This is a genomic window from Flavobacterium sp. LHD-85 (genome assembly GCF_030929595.1).
Taxonomy (GTDB): Bacteria; Bacteroidota; Bacteroidia; order Flavobacteriales; family Flavobacteriaceae; genus Flavobacterium.
The window spans coordinates 134,082-156,304 of record NZ_JAVFVR010000015.1 but is presented as its reverse complement, the minus strand read 5'-3'; the positions used below and the strand labels follow the sequence as shown (position 1 = coordinate 156,304).

The 22,223-nt window shown below is 34.6% G+C and carries 17 protein-coding genes, 1 pseudogene and 1 riboswitch; of the genes and pseudogenes, 8 read left to right on the top strand and 10 right to left on the bottom strand.

Annotated elements, in window-relative coordinates; all coding sequences use genetic code 11:
- Nucleotides 1–9 precede the first annotated feature (9 nt).
- From RB618_RS19790 to RB618_RS19755, 8 genes are all read right to left on the bottom strand, one after another.
- The gene (locus RB618_RS19790) at nucleotides 10–1,155 is read right to left on the bottom strand and encodes a DUF5074 domain-containing protein (RefSeq protein ID WP_308070355.1); all 1,146 of its coding nucleotides are present in this window, start codon (nucleotides 1,153–1,155) and stop codon (nucleotides 10–12) included.
- Nucleotides 1,152–3,200, bottom strand: a complete 2,049-nt coding sequence (locus RB618_RS19785; RefSeq protein WP_308070354.1) for a TonB-dependent receptor domain-containing protein — start codon at nucleotides 3,198–3,200, stop codon at nucleotides 1,152–1,154. Before RB618_RS19785 ends, RB618_RS19790 begins: the two co-directional genes overlap by 4 nt.
- Before the next feature lie 109 nt (nucleotides 3,201–3,309).
- A riboswitch (cobalamin riboswitch) is annotated at nucleotides 3,310–3,515 on the bottom strand.
- 107 nt (nucleotides 3,516–3,622) lie between these two features.
- On the bottom strand, nucleotides 3,623–4,270 hold the full coding sequence (locus tag RB618_RS19780) for a porin family protein (protein WP_308070353.1): 648 nt from the start codon (nucleotides 4,268–4,270) through the stop codon (nucleotides 3,623–3,625).
- 65 nt (nucleotides 4,271–4,335) lie between these two features.
- On the bottom strand, nucleotides 4,336–10,473 hold the full coding sequence (locus RB618_RS19775) for a M4 family metallopeptidase (protein WP_308070352.1): 6,138 nt from the start codon (nucleotides 10,471–10,473) through the stop codon (nucleotides 4,336–4,338).
- 86 nt (nucleotides 10,474–10,559) lie between these two features.
- Nucleotides 10,560–10,697: a hypothetical protein gene (locus RB618_RS19770; protein WP_250835833.1), complete on the bottom strand. Its 138-nt coding sequence runs from the start codon at nucleotides 10,695–10,697 to the stop codon at nucleotides 10,560–10,562.
- Nucleotides 10,698–10,860: 163 nt separating this feature from the next.
- On the bottom strand, nucleotides 10,861–12,486 hold the full coding sequence (locus RB618_RS19765) for a hypothetical protein (RefSeq protein WP_308070351.1): 1,626 nt from the start codon (nucleotides 12,484–12,486) through the stop codon (nucleotides 10,861–10,863).
- A 100-nt stretch (nucleotides 12,487–12,586) separates the two neighbouring features.
- Nucleotides 12,587–13,498 (bottom strand): nuclear transport factor 2 family protein, encoded by a 912-nt coding sequence (locus tag RB618_RS19760; RefSeq protein ID WP_308070350.1) that lies wholly within the window; start codon nucleotides 13,496–13,498, stop codon nucleotides 12,587–12,589.
- 92 nt (nucleotides 13,499–13,590) lie between these two features.
- On the bottom strand, nucleotides 13,591–14,655 hold the full coding sequence (locus tag RB618_RS19755; RefSeq protein WP_308070349.1) for a nitronate monooxygenase: 1,065 nt from the start codon (nucleotides 14,653–14,655) through the stop codon (nucleotides 13,591–13,593).
- A gap of 242 nt (nucleotides 14,656–14,897) precedes the next feature.
- Between RB618_RS19755 and RB618_RS19750 the strand changes: the two genes are divergently transcribed.
- The 3 genes from RB618_RS19750 (at nucleotide 14,898) to RB618_RS19740 (ending at nucleotide 16,584) form a co-directional block, all read left to right on the top strand.
- Nucleotides 14,898–15,491: a hypothetical protein gene (locus RB618_RS19750; protein ID WP_308070348.1), complete on the top strand. Its 594-nt coding sequence runs from the start codon at nucleotides 14,898–14,900 to the stop codon at nucleotides 15,489–15,491.
- Nucleotides 15,492–15,616: 125 nt separating this feature from the next.
- Complete coding sequence (locus RB618_RS19745; RefSeq protein WP_308070347.1) at nucleotides 15,617–16,102, top strand: GNAT family N-acetyltransferase; 486 nt, start codon at nucleotides 15,617–15,619, stop codon at nucleotides 16,100–16,102.
- A 2-nt stretch (nucleotides 16,103–16,104) separates the two neighbouring features.
- On the top strand, nucleotides 16,105–16,584 hold the full coding sequence (locus tag RB618_RS19740; protein WP_308070346.1) for a MarR family transcriptional regulator: 480 nt from the start codon (nucleotides 16,105–16,107) through the stop codon (nucleotides 16,582–16,584).
- Here the strand turns inward: RB618_RS19740 and RB618_RS19735 are convergent.
- Nucleotides 16,581–16,937, bottom strand: a complete 357-nt coding sequence (locus tag RB618_RS19735; protein WP_035690806.1) for a helix-turn-helix domain-containing protein — start codon at nucleotides 16,935–16,937, stop codon at nucleotides 16,581–16,583. The genes RB618_RS19740 and RB618_RS19735 overlap by 4 nt on opposite strands.
- Nucleotides 16,938–17,043: 106 nt before the next feature.
- Between RB618_RS19735 and RB618_RS19730 the strand changes: the two genes are divergently transcribed.
- The 3 genes and pseudogenes from RB618_RS19730 to RB618_RS19720 form a co-directional block, all read left to right on the top strand.
- Complete coding sequence (locus tag RB618_RS19730) at nucleotides 17,044–17,676, top strand: nitroreductase family protein (protein WP_308070345.1); 633 nt, start codon at nucleotides 17,044–17,046, stop codon at nucleotides 17,674–17,676.
- Between the two features lie 267 nt (nucleotides 17,677–17,943).
- Nucleotides 17,944–18,321 carry a hypothetical protein gene (locus RB618_RS19725; RefSeq protein ID WP_308070344.1) on the top strand — a complete coding sequence of 126 codons (378 nt, stop codon included), beginning with the start codon at nucleotides 17,944–17,946 and terminating at the stop codon, nucleotides 18,319–18,321.
- 441 nt (nucleotides 18,322–18,762) lie between these two features.
- Nucleotides 18,763–19,215 (top strand): annotated as a pseudogene (locus RB618_RS19720) (transposase); the annotation flags it as partial.
- A gap of 156 nt (nucleotides 19,216–19,371) precedes the next feature.
- Here RB618_RS19720 and RB618_RS19715 read toward each other — a convergent pair.
- Nucleotides 19,372–19,893 carry a hypothetical protein gene (locus RB618_RS19715; RefSeq protein ID WP_308070343.1) on the bottom strand — a complete coding sequence of 174 codons (522 nt, stop codon included), beginning with the start codon at nucleotides 19,891–19,893 and terminating at the stop codon, nucleotides 19,372–19,374.
- A gap of 309 nt (nucleotides 19,894–20,202) precedes the next feature.
- Here RB618_RS19715 and RB618_RS19710 point away from each other — a divergent pair, with 309 nt between their 5' ends.
- Together RB618_RS19710 and RB618_RS19705 are read left to right on the top strand one after the other, a co-directional pair.
- Nucleotides 20,203–20,961, top strand: a complete 759-nt coding sequence (locus tag RB618_RS19710) for a helix-turn-helix domain-containing protein (protein ID WP_308070342.1) — start codon at nucleotides 20,203–20,205, stop codon at nucleotides 20,959–20,961.
- Between the two features lie 30 nt (nucleotides 20,962–20,991).
- Nucleotides 20,992–22,188, top strand: coding sequence for an NAD(P)/FAD-dependent oxidoreductase (locus tag RB618_RS19705; protein ID WP_308070341.1), 1,197 nt, complete (start codon nucleotides 20,992–20,994; stop codon nucleotides 22,186–22,188).
- Nucleotides 22,189–22,223: the final 35 nt, after the last annotated feature.

The following is a 22,223-nucleotide window of genomic DNA, read 5'->3' as shown; positions in this document are numbered from 1 at the left end:
TTTTAAGGGTTATTTTTTAGTTATAAAAGCAATATGGGCAGGAATATTTCCTGCGGTCGTTTTCCATTTTAATTTTCCGTCGGGCGTAAAACAGTAGATGTAGCCCGTTACGACATAGTTTTGAGCGTCGGTAATGTAGATTTCTTTGGTTTCGGGATTGACTTGAAGTCCGTACGGAATCATGATTTTTTTGTCGGTTCCGTCCGTAATAATCTGATTGGTGATTACCTTTTTGGTTTTGGTGTCCAAAATTCCGTAACTCACTTTATTACTGCCTGATAAGTAACTCCAAGAAACGCTGTAGTAATACAATAAATCATCTACCAGACAAGTTCCAGAAACAGGAATATCCAGCTGCATTTTCTTTTCGTCTGTCTGTGTATCAATCACAAAAAGATTAGATGGCGTGTTGTAATAATCGCCTCGTGAACTCACATAAATATCGCCGCGACTGTCAATCTGCATGCTATACAAATTAATGCCCACATCTATTTTTTTGATTTCTGTGAAAGTCGCCAGATCAATAACAGAAACAGTTCTATCGTAATTTGGAACCCTGTAACCGCCAGAATTTGCGACATATAATTTTCCGTTATGAATAACCATTTGTTCAGGCTGATAACCAACGGTCACTTTTCTTTTTATTTCTAATGAAGTAGTATCAATTTCAGCTACAAAACCGATTTCTGCATTCGGATTAATGGCAACTGGTCCCGAATACGAACTCACATAGGCTTTGTCTTTATAAAAAGCCACATAACGGCAATTGGGAATGTCAATTTTTTTAATGCGTTTTGCTGTCCATTTTTCTAAAACCTCAACTTTGTTGGAGCAATTTATTACTGCATAAACCTTATTTCCATAGATTTTGATATCGTTTCCAACATCTCCCAATTCCTTTACCACACTCGGATTTCGTTCGGAATAAACATCTGTGGTATAATTTCCTGTTCTGTAATTGAAAACATCCAAACTCGCACGATTCATGCCCATATTTCCCTCGTTTAAAAGATAGAAACCTTCAATATTTCCGTCGCTTCTTGGCGCGGCTACGGCTGTATCTGAAGAAAGAAATACAGTTTCATCTTCACGACAGGAAATCATTAAAATCGTTACGGCTAAAACGAATAGTATTTTTAAAAAGCTCTTTTTCATAACTCAAAACTGATTATAAATTTGAATGTTCGCCCTGGCATCGGATAATTGTAAATCACTTCATATTGCTGATTAAAAGCGTTGTTGACTTCAATCGTTCCGTTTAATTTGTAATTTTTGAATGCGAAAGATTTCTGAATCGCCAAATCATGTGTATACCAAGGCTGCACTTCATTCACTTTGATATTATTGACATTGCCGTTGTAGCGCTTTCCGACGTAAATGAAACTGTAATTGAAGTTCCAAGATTCATAATTGGCGTTTAAAATTCCAGATCCGCTATGCCAAGGTGTGTACGGAATCTGATCTCCATAAGAAGACATTTCTAAACCGACAAACTTTGTAAAATCCTGACTTTTAGAATAGGTATACGTTAAATTAGCATCAAGTTTTAGCTTATTAAAATGAGTTCCCATATTCAGAACCGTTTCGATTCCCTTTCCTTTCACTTGTCCGATATTGGTCATCATCCATCGAAATAAATTTCCTGTTGGAGCAGCAACAATTTTGTCTTTTGTATTGGTATAATAAGCATCTGCCTGAAAAGAAAATCTATCGAAAAAGCTTTCTCTTACAGGAAAATTATACGTAAAACCAACATCGTACTGATTCATGTATTCTGGTCTCAAAGTGCGTGAACCAATCATGGTATAATACAAATCGTTGAAAGTTGGCATTCTGAAAATACGTTTAGCGAAAGCCCTTAAATTGAAATCGTATTTCTTAAACGGAGTATAACCAAGAAATAAAGCAGGTGTAAATTCGGTTTTATTGGGTGCTTTGGCATTATACTTTACCTCTTCGATGACGCGGGTTGCGAGTACATTCCCTAAAACTTTAAAGCCTTCATATCGATACGAAGTTGCCAAAGAAACTAACGCCGTATAACGGTGTGGAAAAGAGAATTGCGTTTGGATCCCTCTTCTTGTCGCATTTAATTTATTGTATTGAAAATCGGTTGAGAGCGAAACATCCCAAGTAGGTAAAATGCTGTACATGTTAACAGCCGAAAAATAAGCTTCCTGCTGATAATAACTATCATCAGATTGTGCGCCTTCGGTCACGGTTTCGCCTAAAACATTGGTAGTATCTCGTGCAATATAATGCGTGTAATCGTAAGCGAATTTTCCTTTTAGCTGAAATTTATATTTTTCTGAAACGTCTTTCGTTAAAGAAGATTGTCCGAAAAAGTTCTTGTCGAATTGTCTGAAACCGTCTTTAAACTTATTTTCTACAATGGCCCCCGGCGCACCGCGTTCAGAATCGTAATAATAGACTTTGGCGTCCCAAGTTCCTTTATTTATTTTTCCATAAAGTCCAGATTCAAATCGGAATGCTTCTATATCACTGTTCCATCGTGTAGCTGTAGTATCGTAGGCAATGCTGCCGTCTTGATTTTTTCTTTTGTATCTAAATTTATATTGTCCATTCGACTTAATGTATTCAGAACTTACGCTCAAACTCACTTTATCGCTCAGCTTTTGTTCCCATCTAAAAGAAGGATCGTGATAATTGATGGACATTGTTTTGTAACGAACCAGCAAATTTGTTTTTTTATTGCCTATAAAAGCAGGACGTTTAGTTCGCAAATAAATCGTGGAAGCTGATGCAAAGTCTTTCGCTGACTGAAAAATTTCGCTTTTCTGACCATTGTACATGGTAAGCGATTCCATATCGTCAAGCGAATATTTTCCTAAATCGGTTACGCCGTTTTGAGCGTTTCCAAGCTGAATTCCGTCATAAAAAACACCAACATGGTGCGTTCCCATATTTCGGACATCAACCGTTTTGAGTCCGCCGACTCCTCCATAATCTTTAATTTGAGTTCCGGCAAAATAACGAAGCGCATCGGCCACATTATGACTAGAAAGATTTTCGAGCAGAACGCCCGAAAGGCTTTGCACCGGAATAACTTCCTGATAAGGTTTTCCTTTTAAAACCACTTCTTTTAAAACCCGCGAACTGTCAGTCACCGCTTGCGAATGAAGCAAAAAAGGAACAAGTGCTAAAAAAACAGAAAATAAAGTTTTACTCAAATTATACATCACGATTTTATTAAATAAACTTTGCGTGATGCCGTAATTATATAACAGTAGTAATCCCGCTATGCAATAGCAGGTTATTCTCTTGTCATCAACTTCATACCGCGAAAGTTTTAAACTATGTGATCGTGGCAGGTCTCCTGACTTATTCTATCTTTAAACGGCCTTCTCACCCCGCAAAGCGGGACAATGGCATTAGTATGTTTAAAGACTTTGTGTAGAACTTACAGTAGCGGGTCTGTTCAGGATTTGCACCTGATTCCCTTTTAACTGCTTATTTCAGATTGAAAAAAGCAGACCAAAATCTGGCGCAAATATATGACGCAGGTATGGTGTCTGCAAATAAGAATTTGATTTTTTGGAAAAACAAAAAAACCACTCCTAAAAAAGAGTGGTTTTAAACAGTTATGAAGGTGTTACTAACTCTATTTAAAAAAATAACCGATCGTTATTTGAAAAACTTTATTCTTCATATCACTGTTAATAATATAATTTGTGTTTGCTGTTACATCTTTAAACACATTGGTATAAGATAAATTATATCTTGCATCTGCATAAAACTTGTCTTTAAACTGATAACCCAATCCAAAATTTACAGAAGCATCTACTCCATTTGAGTAATCTTTTAAATCCATTTTTTCATGGTTATCGTAACCTAAAAAGTTGTCTTGGTATTTGTTGTTTGCTTTAAGCAAAATTCCGACTTGTGGTCCCGCCTGAATGCTTAAACCTTTCACTACGTAATATTTCAACATTACAGGAATGTTTAAATAGTTTAAGGCAATAGTACTTTTGTAATTTGAATTTTGCACTTCTGGATCAGAATAAGACAATTTCATTCCCTGCTGGCTGTACAATAACTCTGGCTGTACCGAAAAGTTTTTTGCCAACGGAATTTCTGCCATTAAACCTGCTGTAAATCCTGTTTTAGAAGATGAATCCAATTCGTTTTCATCAAATGATAGGCTCGAAATATTTAAACCTGCTTTTACGCCCAGTTTTACCTTTTCGGTTTGAGCCATTGCACCTGCACACATTAGCAATGCACAGATTATTAGCTTTGATTTTTTCATCGTATTTTGTTGTTTTTAAGAAGGGCAGTTCTACGTGAGAACTGCCGTTTCTATCTGTAAATTTGTTACTTTTTAATAATCTTAGCTGTGTACTTTTTACCTTGTATGGTACAATCTAAAATGTAAACCCCAGTAGTTAGCTGACTTACATTTACGCTAGACGGAACTGCACTGTAAGTTTTACTCCAAACCGCATTACCTTCCATAGAATAAATTTTCATTTCAGCCTCACCTTCTGCTTTTTCAGCCAAGAAAATGTTTACATTATCTGCCACAGGGTTTGGGAACACTCTGAAAGAATTTGTCAATTTTCCGATAAGCAATCCTTTAGATTCAATTGGAGCAGACATGCTTGTACAGCCATGCGCATTTGTTACCTGAAGACTATAGCTTCCTTCCCAAATTGTTGCAACTGTTTTTTCGGTTGCATTTGGTAAAACTCTTCCGTTTAAATACCACTGATAACCTGTCGCATCAGCAGAAGCTGTAATTTTATTTCCTTCTAATGCCTGAATCTCCGGAACTATATTTTCAAGAACATTAATAGTTGTAGTGAAAATTTTACCTAATCCGTGTTCGTTGTAAACCGTTACATAGTACTCACCACTTTCTGTAGTCGTGAAAGTTGGATCTGTAGAACCATCAAACCATTCGTAAGCAGCATAATTTCCTGGATTTAATACTACTTCTGGACCGCAAACATCACCGCTTGGCAGACCAGATTCGAAAGTATCAAATACTACTGTTACTTTTTCGGTAAGAGTACATCCGTTTTCCAATGTTGCCGTTACGCTATAATCTCCTGCTTTATCAACATTGATAGAATTGGTGCTTTCACCTGAACTCCATTTGTATGAAGTTGCTTCTAACTCTCTAGCCACAAGATTTCTTTCTGCATCCAGATACACACTTTTACCTGCATAAGCATGGATAACAGACGTGTCAAACATTTTAAAATCTGATGGTACTCCTTGATATACATAATTCTTGATGTTATTGTTTTGTTCAATAGCATCATTCTCCATTTTTGCATTAATGGCAAATACATGAGAATCTCCAGAATCATCTAATTTAGGCTGTTTGATAAAAGTATACTCGATACTTTCTCCAACCGGAATTCCTGATGCAATGGCTTCTGAAATTTTTTCTGACGTATTAACATATTCTAAATCTAACTGGATAGAATTTTCTTTAATAGCAACTTGTCCTTCGTTTGTAAGTCTAACTTTTACTTCGCTATTGCCGCAAATATCCTTTGGAGATAAAATTTGAACAGAAACGTCTAAAACAGGCTCACTCATTACTTTAAGATCGTCTAAAACCAAATAAGAATATCCATCTGATTTTGCATGTCTAAAACGGAATAAAACTGATTTTCCAGCGTATTTCGTAATATTTAATGCCGCTTTCTGCCATTCTGTATCTACGTAAGTTCCTTTACTTGTTGCTCTCCAAGCTTCAGTCCATTCTCCGCCAACTGGCTTAATATCTACAATTAAAGCATCATTAACATTGCTTTGCAGAGCGTAGTAAAACTCTAAAGCTGTAGTATTTTCAGATAGTTTATAAAGTGGAGAAATTAATTCGCTATAGTAATAATAGCCTTCTAGCTGACTGTATAATAGTTTTCCGCCAGCATCTCCCGTTCTATTCTTCAACGGAACCGTTAGATTAGTATTATCTGGAGTAGTAACCGCTCTCCATGGATAATTTTCATCGCTTTGATTAGAAATAAACCCTTTTGATCCAAATATTGAACCTTGCGTCAGGCTAGAGAAATTCTCTTCGCTCAACTCCAATGCTTTCTCAGCAACTTGAAAAGATGCAGTTAGGCTTTTAACATTTGTACTTGCCTCTCCATCGGCAGTTGCCTGCACTTTAATTTCATAGTTTCCAGCTGCTAATTTAGGCAAACCGTCTATTTTATAAACTAGAGTTTCGCCTTGTCGTATTGTTTGGGTTCTTTCTAATGAAACTGGTTCACCGATAGCGTTTCCGTTCTGAAGAATTTGATATTTAAGAGTAATTTTCTCCAATGTTTTATAAGCTACATTTCTTGCATTAATGTAAAACTCATGCGTAGGCGCATCTTCGTAAACGGTTTCACCTACCACTAAATTCGATAATTGTAAATTACTCTTCGTTGGTGTAATTTCAATGTTATCTACTGCAAAACCATTCGCAAAAAAGCCATTGTCATTATGCTGAAAAGCAAGCTGTACGCAAGAATTCCCTGCATACGCACTTAAGTCAACATTATATCCAAACCAAGCGCCATAATAAGGCATTTTAAACACTTCTTTCCAAGTTGTTCCTCCGTCGGTACTTACTTTTACATAACCGTCTGACCATTGCTGCGGATCTCCAAAACCATCAAAAGATAAATGCGCTTCTTTGTAATTGGTTAAATCAAATACTGGAGAAACCAGCATATCGTTGGAAGCATCACAATTGCATTTATCATCATTACTTGCCATAAATTTGGTATGATCTGCAATAAACCATGCTGGAGAGCCTAAATCTGCTCGTACTCCATGTTTCCATCCTGCAGAACCTTTATTCTCAGAAGTTCTCCATCCTTTGTATTTAGAAGCGTCTTCAAAGTCCATTTTGTACGGAAGTGCAGAAACTTTCATGTCTTCGTTATTCCAATTATCGTATGTTAATGTTACAGCATTGTTTCCTTGTTTAAGGTCTTTTGCCATGTCCACAGGAAAAACAGAAACCGAAATGGTATGTTCTCCAACATTCTTTAAATTAATATTAGGAATAGAATAGCTTATTGTGTCTTTAAACCTTGCGAAGTTTAAAGTTGTTTTTTCTATTTTTGAAAAAATCTCCACTTTTGCAGCATCAAGAACTTTAGTTGTGATATTAACTTCCTGACTTGCTGTCGCAAAATTGTTTGTTACTTTAGCAATTATGGCAGCGTTATTATTATTGATATCACATTTACCAGCGTCTAATTTTGCAGATACAACTTCTAAATCGTAAGGTGCATCACTTACCAAAATGTTATCTATAAATCCGCCTAAGAATCCGTCATAATAATCATCTGATTTTACATGGAAACGAATAGCCGCTTTCTTTCCTGCCAATTCATTTAAACGAATTTGATACGGATCTTTTTTCAGACTATTATTTGCTCCCGTAAACCAGCCGCCATCAAATAAATCATTATTGTGTTCTATTTCCGGATAATTAACTGTATTTATTTTTTTCCAGCTTTTACCTTTATCTTCCGAATATTCAACGATTAAACCATCGTACGTTCTATGCAATAAATAATACAAATCGAACTCTACATAAGGAGAAACCACATTGGTAAAATCAAAGATTGGCGATTCTAAAACGAAATCAGAATTAAGTCCCATTCTGTCATTTCCTTTAAAGTCTACCATTCCCCACATATATTGTGACTTAACAGTTCTAAAAGATGCTGGATAATTTTGAAATACAAACTTCTGATTCCCGCTTAACGCTTTTGTATTCCATCCTCCTGGCGTTCTCTCGAATCCTTCTGTATAAGGAAATTGTGTTATAACATCACTGTAAGCCCCATTTATAATACTATTATTTGTAGTAATAGGATCTTTGTCATAGGTTACATAAGCTTCATAAGTGTGTAAACCTGCAGCTGATAAATCGACCGCAGTATCAAAAGTTATTTTCATTTCTGAATTTGCTTTGAAAGCAGTCTGCAATGTCACATCTTTCCAAATTGTTGTGCTTCCTGCTTTTGTATTTGCATATCCAACTTTTAAAACAGTTCCTGCTGGAATATCCTGACAGCCTAAATTAAAAATTGTAATAGCAGGAGTATAACTTGACATTAGCAAATCTCCTGTATACATTGGAAGATCTAAAGCCGTAGCTTTAATATCAAAATCTTTTTGTGCAGTACCAACGTAAATCCCCGTAACAAAAGAATATCCCTCTTTAACGCCAAAATCTACAATAGGATCAAGATCTACTTTAACTTCTACATAGCTCGTCGCATTTATCTGATATGGGATTTTGCTTTTTATTGCAACAGTTGTTTCTTCTCCAATTCCTAAATCTTTTGTAAAAGGAACTTCTCCATCATTGGTATAAAAAGTAATAAGTCTGCCAAGTGCGCTAGCCATGGCTCTTAATTTGAAATTTAAACCTTCATCAGCTTTAATGATCTTAGTTCCTGTATTTCTTACTGTAATATAAAAAGGCTCATCTCCTTTTAATGGTCCGCAAGATGTTGACGGATTTTCTACCGAAACAATAGTTATTTGTCTATCTGCATAAGCTGTACCTACACCGATGGCATACCAAGCATTAGTAACTTGTTTAAACTCTTCAGAACCTAGACCATACAAATCTTCTACAGCCATCAAAGTCGCCTGACGCATGTCGCTGAAATTTGAAGAAGGTGACAAATATTCGGTAAGCGCTAAATAAGCAATTTTCTCAGCCTTAGCCAATCCGATTGGTTTAACGCTATAACTGTTGTTAAGGTCATTTACGCCTTCTCCTCCTTCTACTAACAGATAATACCAATAATTGGTAATTCCGCTGTTCTGGTGCACACCGCCATTATCATAACTTGTATTTGCCGGGTTTGTCCAAAATTCACCTCCATAAGTATCCGGTTGTCCAGCCGCTTTTGGATTTGCCATACTTCTCAAACTTCCGTGAGAATATAATTCGTCACCTAGCAGCCAAATATCCTTTGTACTATCTTTTGCGGCATACAGCTCTATAGAAATCCCGAAAATATCACTAAAAGATTCATTCATTGCTCCAGATTCTCCCTGATAAATCAATCCTGCAGAGAATTGTGTTACAGCATGAGTCATTTCATGTCCAGTAATTCCTAAACTCACAAAAGGCTGTTTATCTCCGTCTCCAAACTGTGCCCATCCTCCTGTCCAAGAGGCATTTTGAACATTAGTTCCTAAATGCGCCAATGCAAAAATGGTCATTCCTTTATCATCAACACTATTACGGTCAAATTTTTCTTCGTAATAGTTCAAAGTCTTTTGAATTCCCCAATGAATATCAATTGCTGCTTCGTCGTGATCCTTATTGTACAAATCATTCCAATTGTTATCTTCATCGATAAATTCGGTTAAGACTTCATCAGATGCGTGTTCCGCATGATTCATGTTTAAAGTATACATCTGTACTTTATACTTTCCTACTAAATCCTCCAATCTGTAACCATCTGCATATTGAGTAGTTCCAAAAGTTACATCTCCCGCAAATCTTGCTTTTCCTTTACCAATTGCACTTCTTCCGTCTGCATAAGGCGAAGAAGACGAACGAAGATCTCTGCTTAAATCAATTTTTAAAATGACTTTTCCGGTATTGGCATCAACATAAATCGTCTGGCTTGACTGCGGATTTGTAGCAAAAACGTCGAATTTCCATGCCAAATGATATTCTGTCAATTCTGAAGAAAAATTAGGCCCAACATAAACCAATTCTCCCTGTGGTTTTGTACTGATTTTTTTATGGACTAAAGACGATAGTTTTTTGCTCTGCCAAACATATTCTTTAGCATTTACAGTATTTAATGCGTTTTGTAAAGCGGCCGACGCATTTACTTTATAATTACTGTTTGCAGGCAATTTTTTACTGATATGCCCAAATGCTTCAATTTTGCTCTTGTTATCTCTTACTTTATAAATAGCGCCTTCAACAGGAACAGCATTATGCATTTGCTGATAGGTTGCCAAACTTCTGCCGTGTTTGTCTGAAACCGATCTCAGCTGCATTTTGTCTGCATTAGAAAGTTCGAAATCTGCTTTTTTAACTTCAAATACATTACGGATAGTCAAATTAGAAGATTTTGCAAAAGATCTCACTTTTGTGCTGTCTGTTGTTTGAAGATTTTTAGCTGTTGAAGCGCTTCCGCTTTTATTAAAAAGCTTCTGGCTTGCTTTTAATCTCTTATTTACATCATCACTTTCTTCCTGCGAAAGCGTTTTTCCATTTATGCTTTTTTGCGTCAAAAGAGTATTGGCATCATCCTCTTGATTAACACTTGAATCGCTGTTTTTCTGATAAACTTGATTCTTTTTCTGATTAGCAGCTGGCGATTGTACAGCCGTCTGCGCATTAGACGTTTTGTTTTTTGGAAAAGGAGACTGGGCCATTCCGACGGAACAGATCAAGAAACCTAACAAAAGAAACAAATACCTGGGTTTAGAGTAAATCTGGTTCATTTTTTTTAATTTAAAAATTAGTATTAAGGCTGCGAGTTAATAGAATATAATGGTTCGCAGAAAACCACAAAAGCAAGTCCTTAGAATCAATTCGGCGGTTGATTCTTAGAACTTGCTTTCGTTATTTTTTGTAGAATTTTTAAGAGCGCACTCTTTTTTGTTTTTGTTTCTTCTAGAAGTTCTTCCAAACTTTTAGAGGGTTCTTCTTTTTTTGTGGTATTCATCCAAACTTGTTTTTGATAATTGTTTGGTAAAAATAGACGGACACTATAAGGCTCGAAAAAAAAGGACTAATGCAAAAACACTCGCAGGCAGAAATGGAGCACTCAGAAAACACTCATTTTAAACTAAAACAAACTATATCAAATAGTTACAAATAAAATTATTTTACAATGAATCGCCTTTAAAACTATTCAGATAAGTGGAAAGATTTACTTTTTCGTTGGTTAAATCGAACTTTTTGCGCAATCTGGTTCTGGCATTTTCTATCGATTTAAAAGATTGTCCTGTAATTTGGGAAATTTCTTTTGTAGTTAAATCTAAATAAAGCAGCGCACAAAGTCGGCGTTCTTTTGGAGTAAGTGTCGGATAATCGATAGTCAATTTATCGAAGAAAGATTTATGAACCTGTTCAAAACTAATTTCAAATTCTTTCCAGATATCCGCATTCAAATCTTTTTCCAAACGTTTCAAGACAATATCAATTGCCTGCTGTAATTCTTTGTTGGCTGTTTTGAGTTTAATTTTTTTAAGATCGGTCAAAATTTCGTTGATATTATCAGTACGATGAATTTCGGCCATAGCCTTACCTACCAAAACCATATTTTTGGCTTCGAGACTTTGATTCAATTCTTGCTGTTTGGCTTTTAGTTTCTCCTTTTCCAGCTGATTTTTAATATTCCTATTTCGATAACGGATAAGCAGAAGAACTAAAGTCAATATTCCGACAACTAATATTAACCCGACGACATAATACTTGAATCTGGTTTTTTCCTCTACAAGAGTTCGAATCTGGCTTCGCACTTTATAATCTTGTTCGAGCCTAATTCGTTCTAAGTTTACTGCTTTCTGCTCAATATTGATACTATCGCTGATTGCGTTGTATTTTTCAAAGTAATGAACTGCATTTTTATAATCCTCTTTCCCTAAATAAGCTTGATACAATATTTTATTCAGTCGTAGTCCTGCAAAACCAAATTCATTGTCTTTTGATAATTCCAAAGCACTTTTGGCATTTAGAATCGCCTCGTCGAGTTTCTTTTCCTGAAAATTATATTCTGAAAGCGACTCATAAGTAAAAGCTTTTAATGAGTTATCGATGGAAGAATCTGTTAACGAAAATGCTTTTTCAAAATAAAAACCAGCATTTTTCTTATCTTTCTTTAATCCGTACGCACGTGCTAAATTGGTATAAACATAAACCTTCAGCCTGTTGTCTTTTAATGTTTTGGCAATTGCATCGGCTTTATGGTAATAATAAAGTGAAGAATCTAAACTTTTACCTAGATAAGTTGTACCAATATTGTTTAAAATTTTGACTAGTTTATCAGGCTCATTCTTAGATTTTTGATAACGATAGACGTGCAAAAAATACTTAAGTGCTTTTTCCTCATTATTGCTTTTGGCATAAATAATAGCAAGGTTATTTTCTATTCTTGCAGTTTCATCTATAATATTATTGCTTTTGTAAATATCGTAGGCTTTCAAATTATACTGCAATGTAATATCAATAACATCTTTTGCATCGTAAATTTGAGCTGCTGTCACATAGGTTTTAGCCAGAGACAGATCGCTTTTATCTGTTTTTTTTGCTTCAGACTCTGCCAGTTCGATATATTTTACAGCTCTTTCCCAATCGGAATCTTGAAGTTTTGATGCAATTTTGAGAGCTAAATCCACTTTTTTCTCATGATTATCAATAGTATTTAGGCTATCGATCCATTCTTTTGTTGAAGATTGCGGATAAATATAAAAAGTTGTGAAAATAAAAAATATGCAAAGTATTCGACCCATCACGTATAAAAATCATAAGTACAAGTCCAAAATTATATAAAATTAATAGCATTTAATAACAAATAGGAGAAATAAACATTCTAACACAAAAACCCAAAAGTTAATCATGATTTACGATTTGACGAAAAAGCAGTAATGCTCCGTTGTTATCTTTTTTCCAAACATTCATACTTTTTCCTTTTACATTTCCATGATTGTCACCATCACGCCAATCTACACTATAATAGCCAACTTCTATGATTGCTGTTCTAGCATAAATAATTCCCGAAGTCAGAATTGAAATTTTATCAATATTTAATGTTCCAGGTTTCTCATGTTCTGTAAAATAATCCGTAATTTCTTTTTCTCCCGAAAGAATTGGTGTGTAATAGGTCAGATACATGGCATCAGGCATAAACATTTTGGCATGTTCTGCTCCTTGTCTATTTTTAACAAAATCTCTAATGGTATTATTTCGCTCTTTAATTTCAGATGCTAATTTGTCTGAGAAACTATATTCTTCCGTTTTTGGAACAGAAGAATCATCGATATTAGGAATATTTTTATCATCAAAATAACTTGAAGATCCCCAGATCTCGGCAGCAATTGTTGGAGGCAAGCTCCTATTTGAAGACTTTTTCCATAAAACCGCATATTTGCCCGTGTACAAAAATGCATTCTGTTCATTTAGATTTAAGTTTTCATCAAAAGTTCCGATTTCCAAAATATAATTTCCAAAATCCTGCAAGTCCAGAATTTTTCTTTCATAAGATGCAATTTTTGCTTGAGCCAGCCATTGCTTATAAAAATCTCGAATCGTTTTACTGCCCACACGCTCTCTGCTGTGTTCCGGCATAAATATGGTTTCATCTGTATAAGCTTTTACTAAATCGCCTTGACTTCCTTTTACGAGAGCGTTTGAAAATGAAGTATTATACTCTTCAATTTGTTTTTTAATAACCGAATCTGTTTTACTCCCTTGAGCAAAAGTAACGGATGCTAAAAGAAAAAAGATAAAATTAAACCTATTCATATCTGAAGTTATCTAATTGAACAACAAATATATAAAATATTAACATTCAATACATTACAACCAAAAACAGATCTAACTAATGAAATTAACTTTCAGGCAAAATTTTCGGTTTCTTCTATTAAATTCCTGATAATAATTTCAGTCGAAACATCACTAAAACTAGTAATAGATTGTCCCATCCAAATGCTTACAAAATCGGCGTTTTGCTCTAATTTTGCTGTTTTTCTCAACTCCGCAGTCAGCTTATTTTGATATGGATACGGCAGCACAAATGCCGAATTTTCAATTTCTTTTATAAACGTATTTCTAATTCCGCGCGCGTATCTTCCTGTAAAACTTTTGGTCAAAACAATTTCATTTTCTTTTATATTTCTAAGACGGTGTTTTTCAAAATCCTGTAAAGCACTTTCAGCACTTCCTAGAAACAGGCTTCCAATCTGGAAACCAGCTGCGCCCAAAGTTTTGGCAGCCAGTAAAGTTTTGGCATTATAAATTCCACCTCCATAAATTACAGGAATATTTACAGCTTCAGTAACCTGAGAAAGCAGTGATAATCCGCCGATCTGCGGAATCGTTTCTTCTAGAAAACTGCCACGATGCCCACCTGCTTCAATACCTTGAACACAAATAATATCGATACCGCTATTTTCCAATACGATAGCTTCCTGAACAGAAGTACAAGTTCCAATCAGAATCACTTTGTTTTCTTTGAATGTTGCAATACTTTCCTGATCCAAATTTCCAAAAGTGAAACTCACAATTTTGCAGTTTTCCAATAAAATAGCTTCGATCTGATCGTGATAATCTGTAAGTTTGAGTTCCTTTATATCAGGAAAATCGGTTTCAATGCCCAATTTCTCAGTAAGTTTCTGCAGATGCTTTTTCGTTTTAGCATAATCATCCTCCAATTTTGACGTAATTGGATCTATTTTATGTACAAAAATATTGACTGCGAAAGGTTTATCAGTCAATTTTCTTGTCGCTCTAATTAATTCGATACATTTTTCTGCAGGAAGATCTCCTAAAGCCAATGATCCTAAGGCTCCAGCATTGCTTGCAGCCGCAACCATTTCTGGAGTTGTAACGCCCAGCATTGGAGCTTGTATAATCGGATAATCCGTTTTAAATAAATCGGTAAGAACATTTTTCCATTCCATACTATTTCATTTTTATTTGAAGAAAATCACTTTAAAACAATACAATCTTCAAAATTTCAAGAGAACATAAAGATAAGTCAGTTTTAGCAGAAAACATTATGATTCTGCCTTTAAAGAAGTTAATTTTTCGACAAAAAATTCATAACAAGACAATATTTGGTTTCATAAAATGTTTATATATAAAAGATTATGATGCATCTAATTTTTTAAATCAATACCACACAGATTAATAGTATAAAAACATGAAAAAAATATTTTTGATAATTGCCTTTGCTTCTTTTTCACTGCACAGTTTTGCTCAAGAACTGGATAATAAATTCAAATCGATTCCAGCAAAAAAATCTCCTGTAAAAGAAGTTATTCCGCCAACAGAAGCCGCTCCTAAAGAAAACCCGCCAGCGCCTATTGAGAAACCAGCACCATTGCAGGTTAATCCAGACGAATTGTTTAAAAACACTAATCTTTATAAGCCAGAAGCTAATGTTGAGGGAATATTTTATAGAAGAAACCAATTTTTGGGCAATTTCAACACTACCGCTGTTACTTCTACTATAATGTACCGCGATGCAGCTTTTGTGGACGGAGATAAAGTAAAAGTATATTTGAACGATAAAATTATTGAACCTGAAGTTTTTTTGAACGGTGATTTTAAAAGCGTCAAAATAAACTTGGAAAAAGGAATCAATAAAATTGATATTGAAGCTTTAAACGAAGGTTTTGCTTCTCCAAACACAGCCGAATTTAAAGTTTATGATGATAAAGGCCAGGTTATTTCGTCAAGCGAATGGAATGTTGGTACGGGATATAAAGCCGTTATTGTATTAGTTAAAGAATAAAACTTTCAAACAGAAATCGTTTGAAATCATAAAAAACACTTAAAACTGCTCATCTCAGCAGTTTTTTTGTTGTTTATATGTAGCTAACTACGTAGTTTTGTACATATATTTTAATTTACAATCAAATGCACATTCAACCTATACAAAACAAGCATGAAAATGAAATCGTAGATTTGATTTTAAACATTCAGCAAAAAGAGTTTAATGTTCCTGTTACTTTAGAAGACCAACCAGATTTACTGGATATTGAGAACTTCTACTATAAACCGGGCGGGATTTTTCTTGGAGCGTTTATAGATGAAAAACTTGTGGGAACTATTGCTTTGGTAAAATTCAATTCTGAAGCTGGAGCCATTAGAAAAATGTTCGTCAAGAAAGAATACAGAGGAAAAGAATTTCAAATAGCCCAACAATTACTCGAGCAATTAATTGCATACAGCAAGGAAAAAGGAATTAAAGACTTATATTTAGGAACGGTTACATTATTGCAGGCGGCATTACGTTTTTACGAAAAGAATAATTTTGTAACAATACCAAAAGAATCGCTTCCGACTGATTTTCCGTTAATGCGACCAGATAATGTTTTTTGTCACCTAAAACTAAATCAATAAAAATGAATATAATTGACGAAATTGGAATATTAGCCATATCAACACGGTTACAGCGCCTTAGCGAGCAATTACGCAAGGACGGAGCACAGATATACAGTTATTTTAATATTGATTTTGAACCAAAATGGTTTCCAGTGATTTACACTCTGCATGTAAAAGAAATGCTGAGTGTCGTTGAAATTGCAAATGAAATTGGCTACAGCCATCCGTCGACCATCAGTTTATTGAAAGAATTGGAGAAAGAAAAAATCATTAGTTCTAAAAAAGACAAACAAGATGAACGTAAGAGATTGATCATCTTAACGGCAAAAGGGAAAGAACTGGTTTCTAAAATGCAACCAGTTTGGGGCATTATGACAATAACACTGAACGAAATTACTAATACGCAAAACAATCTTCTAAGAGCAATTGAAGAAGCAGAACAGAATCTAACTCGTCAAGGTTTTTTGCAAAGAGCTATCGAAATAAAAAACAAAAGCTAATCTTTGCCTGTTATTTTCTTTCTGTGGTTGTGCCCCCATTTTGCAAGAGAATCGATAACTTCCTTTAAGGTATGTCCGTATTCTGTTAATTCATACTCAACTGTAACAGGCTGCGTATTGAGAACAGTTCTGGTTACCAATTGATTTTCTTCGAGATTTTTTAATTCCCTACTTAGCATTTTTCCCGAAATGCCTTCAACTTCTCTTAATAAGTCGGTAAATCTCAATGTATTAAAACAAAGAGAAGCTATGATAGAAATTTTCCATCTTCCGTTTAAAATATACATGGCGTCGTGCACTGCCATAATATGCTGATTGCACGATTTTTTATCGTGTATTGGTTCTTTTATCATGCTGTATTTATAGGTTACCTCGATGTTAGAGTTACTTTTGGTAATCTAATGACAAAAATACACTTAAAGTTTTTACATTTGAATACAATTTTAATCAATAAAAAAAATGGCCTTAATAGATGCACTAAAGTGGCGTTACGCTACAAAAAAAATGAACGGACAAGCTGTTCCGCAAGAAAAAGTAGATTATATTCTTGAAGCTGCAAAACTAGCTCCTTCTTCTTCTGGTTTGCAACCTTATAAAATCTTTGTTATTACAAATCAAGAACTTAAAGAAAAACTAAGAGCAGTAAGTTTTGATCAAAGTCAGGTTACAGATGCTTCTCACGTTTTGGTTTGGGCTGCTTGGGACGGTTACAGCTTAGAAAAAATTTCTGCTGTATTTGACAAAACAATTGCTGAAAGAGGAATTCCTGCAGATGCAATGGACGAATACAAACAAAGACTTTGGGGAATGTACGAACCTCTTGGACAGGAATGGCACGCTCATCATGCTGCAAAACAAGCTTATATTTCGTTTGGTATTGCAATCGCTGCAGCTGCAGAACAGCAAGTAGACGCAACTCCAATGGAAGGTTTTATTCCGGCTGAAGTAGACAAACTGCTAGGTTTAAACGAACTTGGTTTAAATAGCGTTCTAGTTTTACCCCTTGGCTATAGAGATGATGCAAACGACTGGTTGGTAAACTTGAAAAAAGTAAGAACTTCTCAAGAAGATTTTATAACAGAAATCAAGTAAAAAATTATTTTTTTCTTAAAAGAAAATGCTTCTGAAAGGCCTACAAGCGCTTTTTCAGAAGCATTTTTAGTTTAATCATTTCATTTTCAAACCAAAACAAAATTAAGTTTATAAGAACAAAAACTGATTTTATCAGACTTATGTTATTTTTTAATTATTGCATAAAAAAAGGTACGCAATGCGGATAATTAAATAATATTGTATCCCTAATTTTGCTCTTATCCAAAACAATTCAATCTTATTTACAACAACTAAAATTCTAACATTATGTCTGATTTTTTAACTCAATTTGGGGAAGACCTAAAAAAGAACGTCCCTGGGTTCATCGCAGTTTCGGTAGCTGAAATTGCAAGCGGCATGTCATACTATTCTCAATCTGTAGTTGCAGATTTTGATCCAGAACTAGCATCAGCTTATAATCTGGAAGTGGTAAAAGCAAAAATGAACGCTATTAAAGCTTTAGGACTACAAGGTCAAGTAATCGACAATATCATGATTACATTGAGTTCTCAAATTCACATTATTGACGTTTCTGACAATCAGGAATACTTTATTTACCTGGCTGTAGATTCTACAAAAGCTAATTTAGGAATGACAAAATCTATCCTTAATAAGTACAAAAAAGAAATCGTAGCTAAATTATAACACAATTTTGCCCTTCATAAAAAGGAATATTCATGAATGAATATTCCTTTTTATTTTTTCAGCCATACCTTTAAATATGTTGCTCCACTGGAGCTTTACGTCCTTTACGTTATTTCTTCCTATAAATATTGAGCTCCGCTTGAGCTCTGCTCATGGCTAAAAATCTTGGAGAAATGAAATGTTTTTTTGTTGAATAAGAGCTTCAACGGAGCTTCATGTTGTCAAAAAAAAATCGATAATTTCGGAAGAGCCTCAGAGAGGCGAAATATTTGTAGAAAAACGACCCCAGACATAAAGGAGCCCCAGCGGGGCGAAATATATTGACACAAACAATTCCTATTTAAAAAATCACAAAAACCCTTTTTTATTTTTTATGCAAATTGTTATTCGTTTCTTTTAAAATATTTTATATTTCGAAACGTAAATTATGGATTTGTATAGATGGAGCTACGCGCCTATTTTGAAAAATATTCTGATGAAGCAACTTGCATTGAAGAGCTCAAAAACAAACGTTTAGAGAATGGCCTTTTATGCAGGAAATGCGGGCATAATGCGCATTCTTTCCGTCAGAGTGATTTAAAATTTCAGTGCCGAAAATGTAGTAGCCGCACTAGTCTGCGCTCTGGAACCGTAATGGAAAACTCCAATCTTCCTGTTCGATACTGGATGATCTGTATTGAATTGATGACACTTTCGCACAGAAGATTATCCATTCTTAGAATTCAATATTTACTAGGACATAAAAGGTATGAGCCAATCTGGCTGATGGTGCAGAAAATTCGTCTGGTTATGAAAATTAGAGACGAAAAATACAGATTGAGAGCCTATTCTGAATTTGATCCTGAATTTCTTCAGAAAATTGATAAACTCACGCTAAAGAAAAAAGCTAAAGAATTGTGAATTGTGAAATACAAGACTCTAATAAAAAGCCACAGATTACAGGATTAAAATGATTTTTGAAAATCTGTGTTAATCTTGTAATCTGTGGCTTTTTAATTCTATTTTGTGGTTGCTTTGGAAAATTCACAATTAACCATTCACAATTCACAATTATTTTTTCTTGTTCTTCTTTGCTTTAGATCGTTTCGCTTTGTTTTTTGCGATTTTTTTAGCTTTAGCTTTATCCTTTGCTTTTTTTGCTTTGGCTTTCTTTTTAGCTTTCGCTTTTAGTTTTGCTTTTTTCGCTTTTTCCTTCTTTTTGTCTTTAGCTTTTTCTTTTTTCTTAGCAGCAGCTTTTTTCTTTTTCAGTTTTTCTTTTTTCTCTTTGTCTTTGTCTTTGTCTTTCATCTTTTTATTTTTTTTAGATTTTGGCTGATCTTCGTTTTCTTCTGATGTCTCTGTTTCAGCTTCAGATACAATCTCCTCTCCTGTTTCGACTTCTTTATTTTCTGCTACCTCTTCAGTTGCAGCTTTTTTTGGAGCTCTTTTAGGTTTTGGTTTTGATTCTGAAATTTCAACAGCAGATTCTGTTTCTGAAACCGAACTCTCTTGCTGTTCCTTTTCTTCGTTCGAGATAACTGGAGCAGCTTCTACTTCCTGATCGATTTCATTAGTAAGTACTTCTTTTGTCATTATTCTGTTAATTTTAAGAAATTGATTAAATTTATTGTGGATTAAACTAATTCTTAATGTTATTAAATCATTAAATTAACATCAAAAAATAATAAACAAATATAGATTGAAAAACACATTCCCCAATGTTAAGTTTTTCATGAGCATAAAAAACAGAACTTATTAAACTAAAAATCAAGCAATTACCCAATGTTAAGTTTTTCATTGCCATCTTTCCGAAAGCCAAAACGTCTTTACAGCCTTTTTAAAGCTGTTCTTTCTTTTAATAATGAGTGACGAATTGCATAATTTCGCTTTAATTTTGATAAAATGATTCACGATTTAGTATATCAATCCATTAAACCCAACAAAAACCTTTCAGATTTTGTAGACAGTTTTTGGTGTATGGAAAATAAATCGGACCAGACTTTAGAAACAATCGGCCTTCCCGACGGTCGAATTGATTTATCGCTCATAAAAACGGCTGAAACTTCCTTTCAAATTAGACTTCTAGGTTTAGGCACTCAGCAATATGAAAAAGGAATAATTCCAGCCAACAGCTTGACCTTCGTAATCAGCTTTAAACTTCTTGCTTCGGAATATGTTTTTCACGAAAGCATTGCAGCGCTTTTAAATTCGGGGAAAATGCTGAACTCCAATTTTTGGGATTTTAATGAAAATGATTTGGAAAATTTTGAATTGTTCTGCGAGAAAGCTTCTGCAAAAATTCATTCCTTATTATTAAAAGATGTAGACAGCAGAAAACAAAAACTGTTTCGTCTTATCTATGAAACCAAGGGAACAATGACTGTAAAAGAATTATCAGAAAAAGCGAACTGGAGCAGCCGGCAAATCAACAGATACTTTAATCAGTATTTTGGAATTTCGCTAAAAGGCTACTGCTCAATCCTTAGATTCCGCGCTTCTTTAGAACATATAGCAAAAGGGAAATTATTTCCAGAAGAGAATTTTTCTGATCAGACCCATTTTATTAAAGAGATCAAAAAGATTTCGGGTTCTCTTCCAAAAGAATTATTTCAAAACAAAAACGACCGATTTATACTATTATCAGCTCTTTCCTCTCAATAATTTTGTGGCATAGATTTTAAACACAAAATTATGTTACTACAAAATAAACAAGTTGCCGTGATTGGCGGCGGAATGGGCGGTTTAATGCTAGCTCGCCTTTTACAATTGCAGAATATTAACGTGAAAGTTTATGAAAGAGACCTCAACTCAGAAGTTCGTGTGCAGGGATCTCCGTTAGATTTACATGAAGATTCAGGTTTGATAGCCATGAAACAAGCTGATCTATTAGATGAGTTTTATAAAAACATCAGGCCCAATGCCAGCAAAGCCCGAATTGTGAACCAAAACTTTGAATTGAAATTTGATGAACATTCCATTACAAAAGAATCTTCTCAAACAAATTCAGAAAACAGTCTGGATTCACTCCAAGACATTTCAAAACCTCGTCCTGAAATAGACCGTTCAGTGCTTCGAAATATTTTATTGAATTCTCTTTCTCCTGATTCCATTGTTTGGAACAGCCAGTTTACTGCTATGGAAAAAGAAAATGAAGGTTGGCGCTTGCATTTTAAGAACGGAACTACTGTTTACGCAGATTTGGTAATTGCCGCAGATGGCGCAAATTCTAAAGTCCGTCATTATATAAGTGCAGAAAAACCAATTTATTCTGGAATTACCATGATTGAAGGCACAATTTACAATGCAAGAGAAAATGCTTCGAATCTTTTTGAGTTTTCAAAAGGCGGAAAAGTTCTTGCATTAGGAAAAGAACAAACCATTATGTATGGCACAAAAGGAGACGGTTCTCTGATGTTTTTGCTCAGCAGTAAAATTTCTGAAAGTTGGATCATCGAAAATCAATTGGATTTTACAAACAATCAAAAGATTTTTGAATGGTTCAAAGAAGTCTATCAAGATTGGAGTTTGCAATGGGATGAGTTATTTAAAAGTAACGAATTGTATTTTATTCTGCGTCCCCAATATTATTTTCCGTTTAACCAATCTTGGGAAGCACAGAAAAACTTAACCATGATTGGCGATGCTGCGCATAGAATGCCTCCTTTTGCTGGAAAAGGCGCTAATCTGGCTTTGCTAGATGCTGTTGAATTGGTAGACTATTTAACCAACAATCAGTTTTCTGATATGAAAACCGCTATTTCCTATTTTGAAAAACAAATGCTGGAGAGGGCAGCAATTGCATTGGAAAACACTTTAAAGAACGGAGAAAAGCTGCATTCTGAAAATGCTTTAGAAAAATTACTCACAATATTTGGGCAAACAGTTTAATCTTAATTTATTTTATTCCAATTACTTATATTTTT

What these genes read in the sequence shown, in the direction of transcription:
- RB618_RS19790 (WP_308070355.1), bottom strand. Translation starts at nt 1,155, where the DNA reads ATGAAAAAGAGCTTTTTAAAAATACTATTCGTTTTAGCCGTAACGATT.
- RB618_RS19785 (WP_308070354.1), bottom strand. Translation starts at nt 3,200, where the DNA reads ATGTATAATTTGAGTAAAACTTTATTTTCTGTTTTTTTAGCACTTGTT.
- RB618_RS19780 (WP_308070353.1), bottom strand. Translation starts at nt 4,270, where the DNA reads ATGAAAAAATCAAAGCTAATAATCTGTGCATTGCTAATGTGTGCAGGT.
- RB618_RS19775 (WP_308070352.1), bottom strand. Translation starts at nt 10,473, where the DNA reads ATGAACCAGATTTACTCTAAACCCAGGTATTTGTTTCTTTTGTTAGGT.
- RB618_RS19770 (WP_250835833.1), bottom strand. Translation starts at nt 10,697, where the DNA reads ATGAATACCACAAAAAAAGAAGAACCCTCTAAAAGTTTGGAAGAACTT.
- RB618_RS19765 (WP_308070351.1), bottom strand. Translation starts at nt 12,486, where the DNA reads ATGGGTCGAATACTTTGCATATTTTTTATTTTCACAACTTTTTATATT.
- RB618_RS19760 (WP_308070350.1), bottom strand. Translation starts at nt 13,498, where the DNA reads ATGAATAGGTTTAATTTTATCTTTTTTCTTTTAGCATCCGTTACTTTT.
- RB618_RS19755 (WP_308070349.1), bottom strand. Translation starts at nt 14,655, where the DNA reads ATGGAATGGAAAAATGTTCTTACCGATTTATTTAAAACGGATTATCCG.
- RB618_RS19750 (WP_308070348.1), top strand. Translation starts at nt 14,898, where the DNA reads ATGAAAAAAATATTTTTGATAATTGCCTTTGCTTCTTTTTCACTGCAC.
- RB618_RS19745 (WP_308070347.1), top strand. Translation starts at nt 15,617, where the DNA reads ATGCACATTCAACCTATACAAAACAAGCATGAAAATGAAATCGTAGAT.
- RB618_RS19740 (WP_308070346.1), top strand. Translation starts at nt 16,105, where the DNA reads ATGAATATAATTGACGAAATTGGAATATTAGCCATATCAACACGGTTA.
- RB618_RS19735 (WP_035690806.1), bottom strand. Translation starts at nt 16,937, where the DNA reads ATGATAAAAGAACCAATACACGATAAAAAATCGTGCAATCAGCATATT.
- RB618_RS19730 (WP_308070345.1), top strand. Translation starts at nt 17,044, where the DNA reads ATGGCCTTAATAGATGCACTAAAGTGGCGTTACGCTACAAAAAAAATG.
- RB618_RS19725 (WP_308070344.1), top strand. Translation starts at nt 17,944, where the DNA reads ATGTCTGATTTTTTAACTCAATTTGGGGAAGACCTAAAAAAGAACGTC.
- RB618_RS19715 (WP_308070343.1), bottom strand. Translation starts at nt 19,893, where the DNA reads ATGACAAAAGAAGTACTTACTAATGAAATCGATCAGGAAGTAGAAGCT.
- RB618_RS19710 (WP_308070342.1), top strand. Translation starts at nt 20,203, where the DNA reads ATGATTCACGATTTAGTATATCAATCCATTAAACCCAACAAAAACCTT.
- RB618_RS19705 (WP_308070341.1), top strand. Translation starts at nt 20,992, where the DNA reads ATGTTACTACAAAATAAACAAGTTGCCGTGATTGGCGGCGGAATGGGC.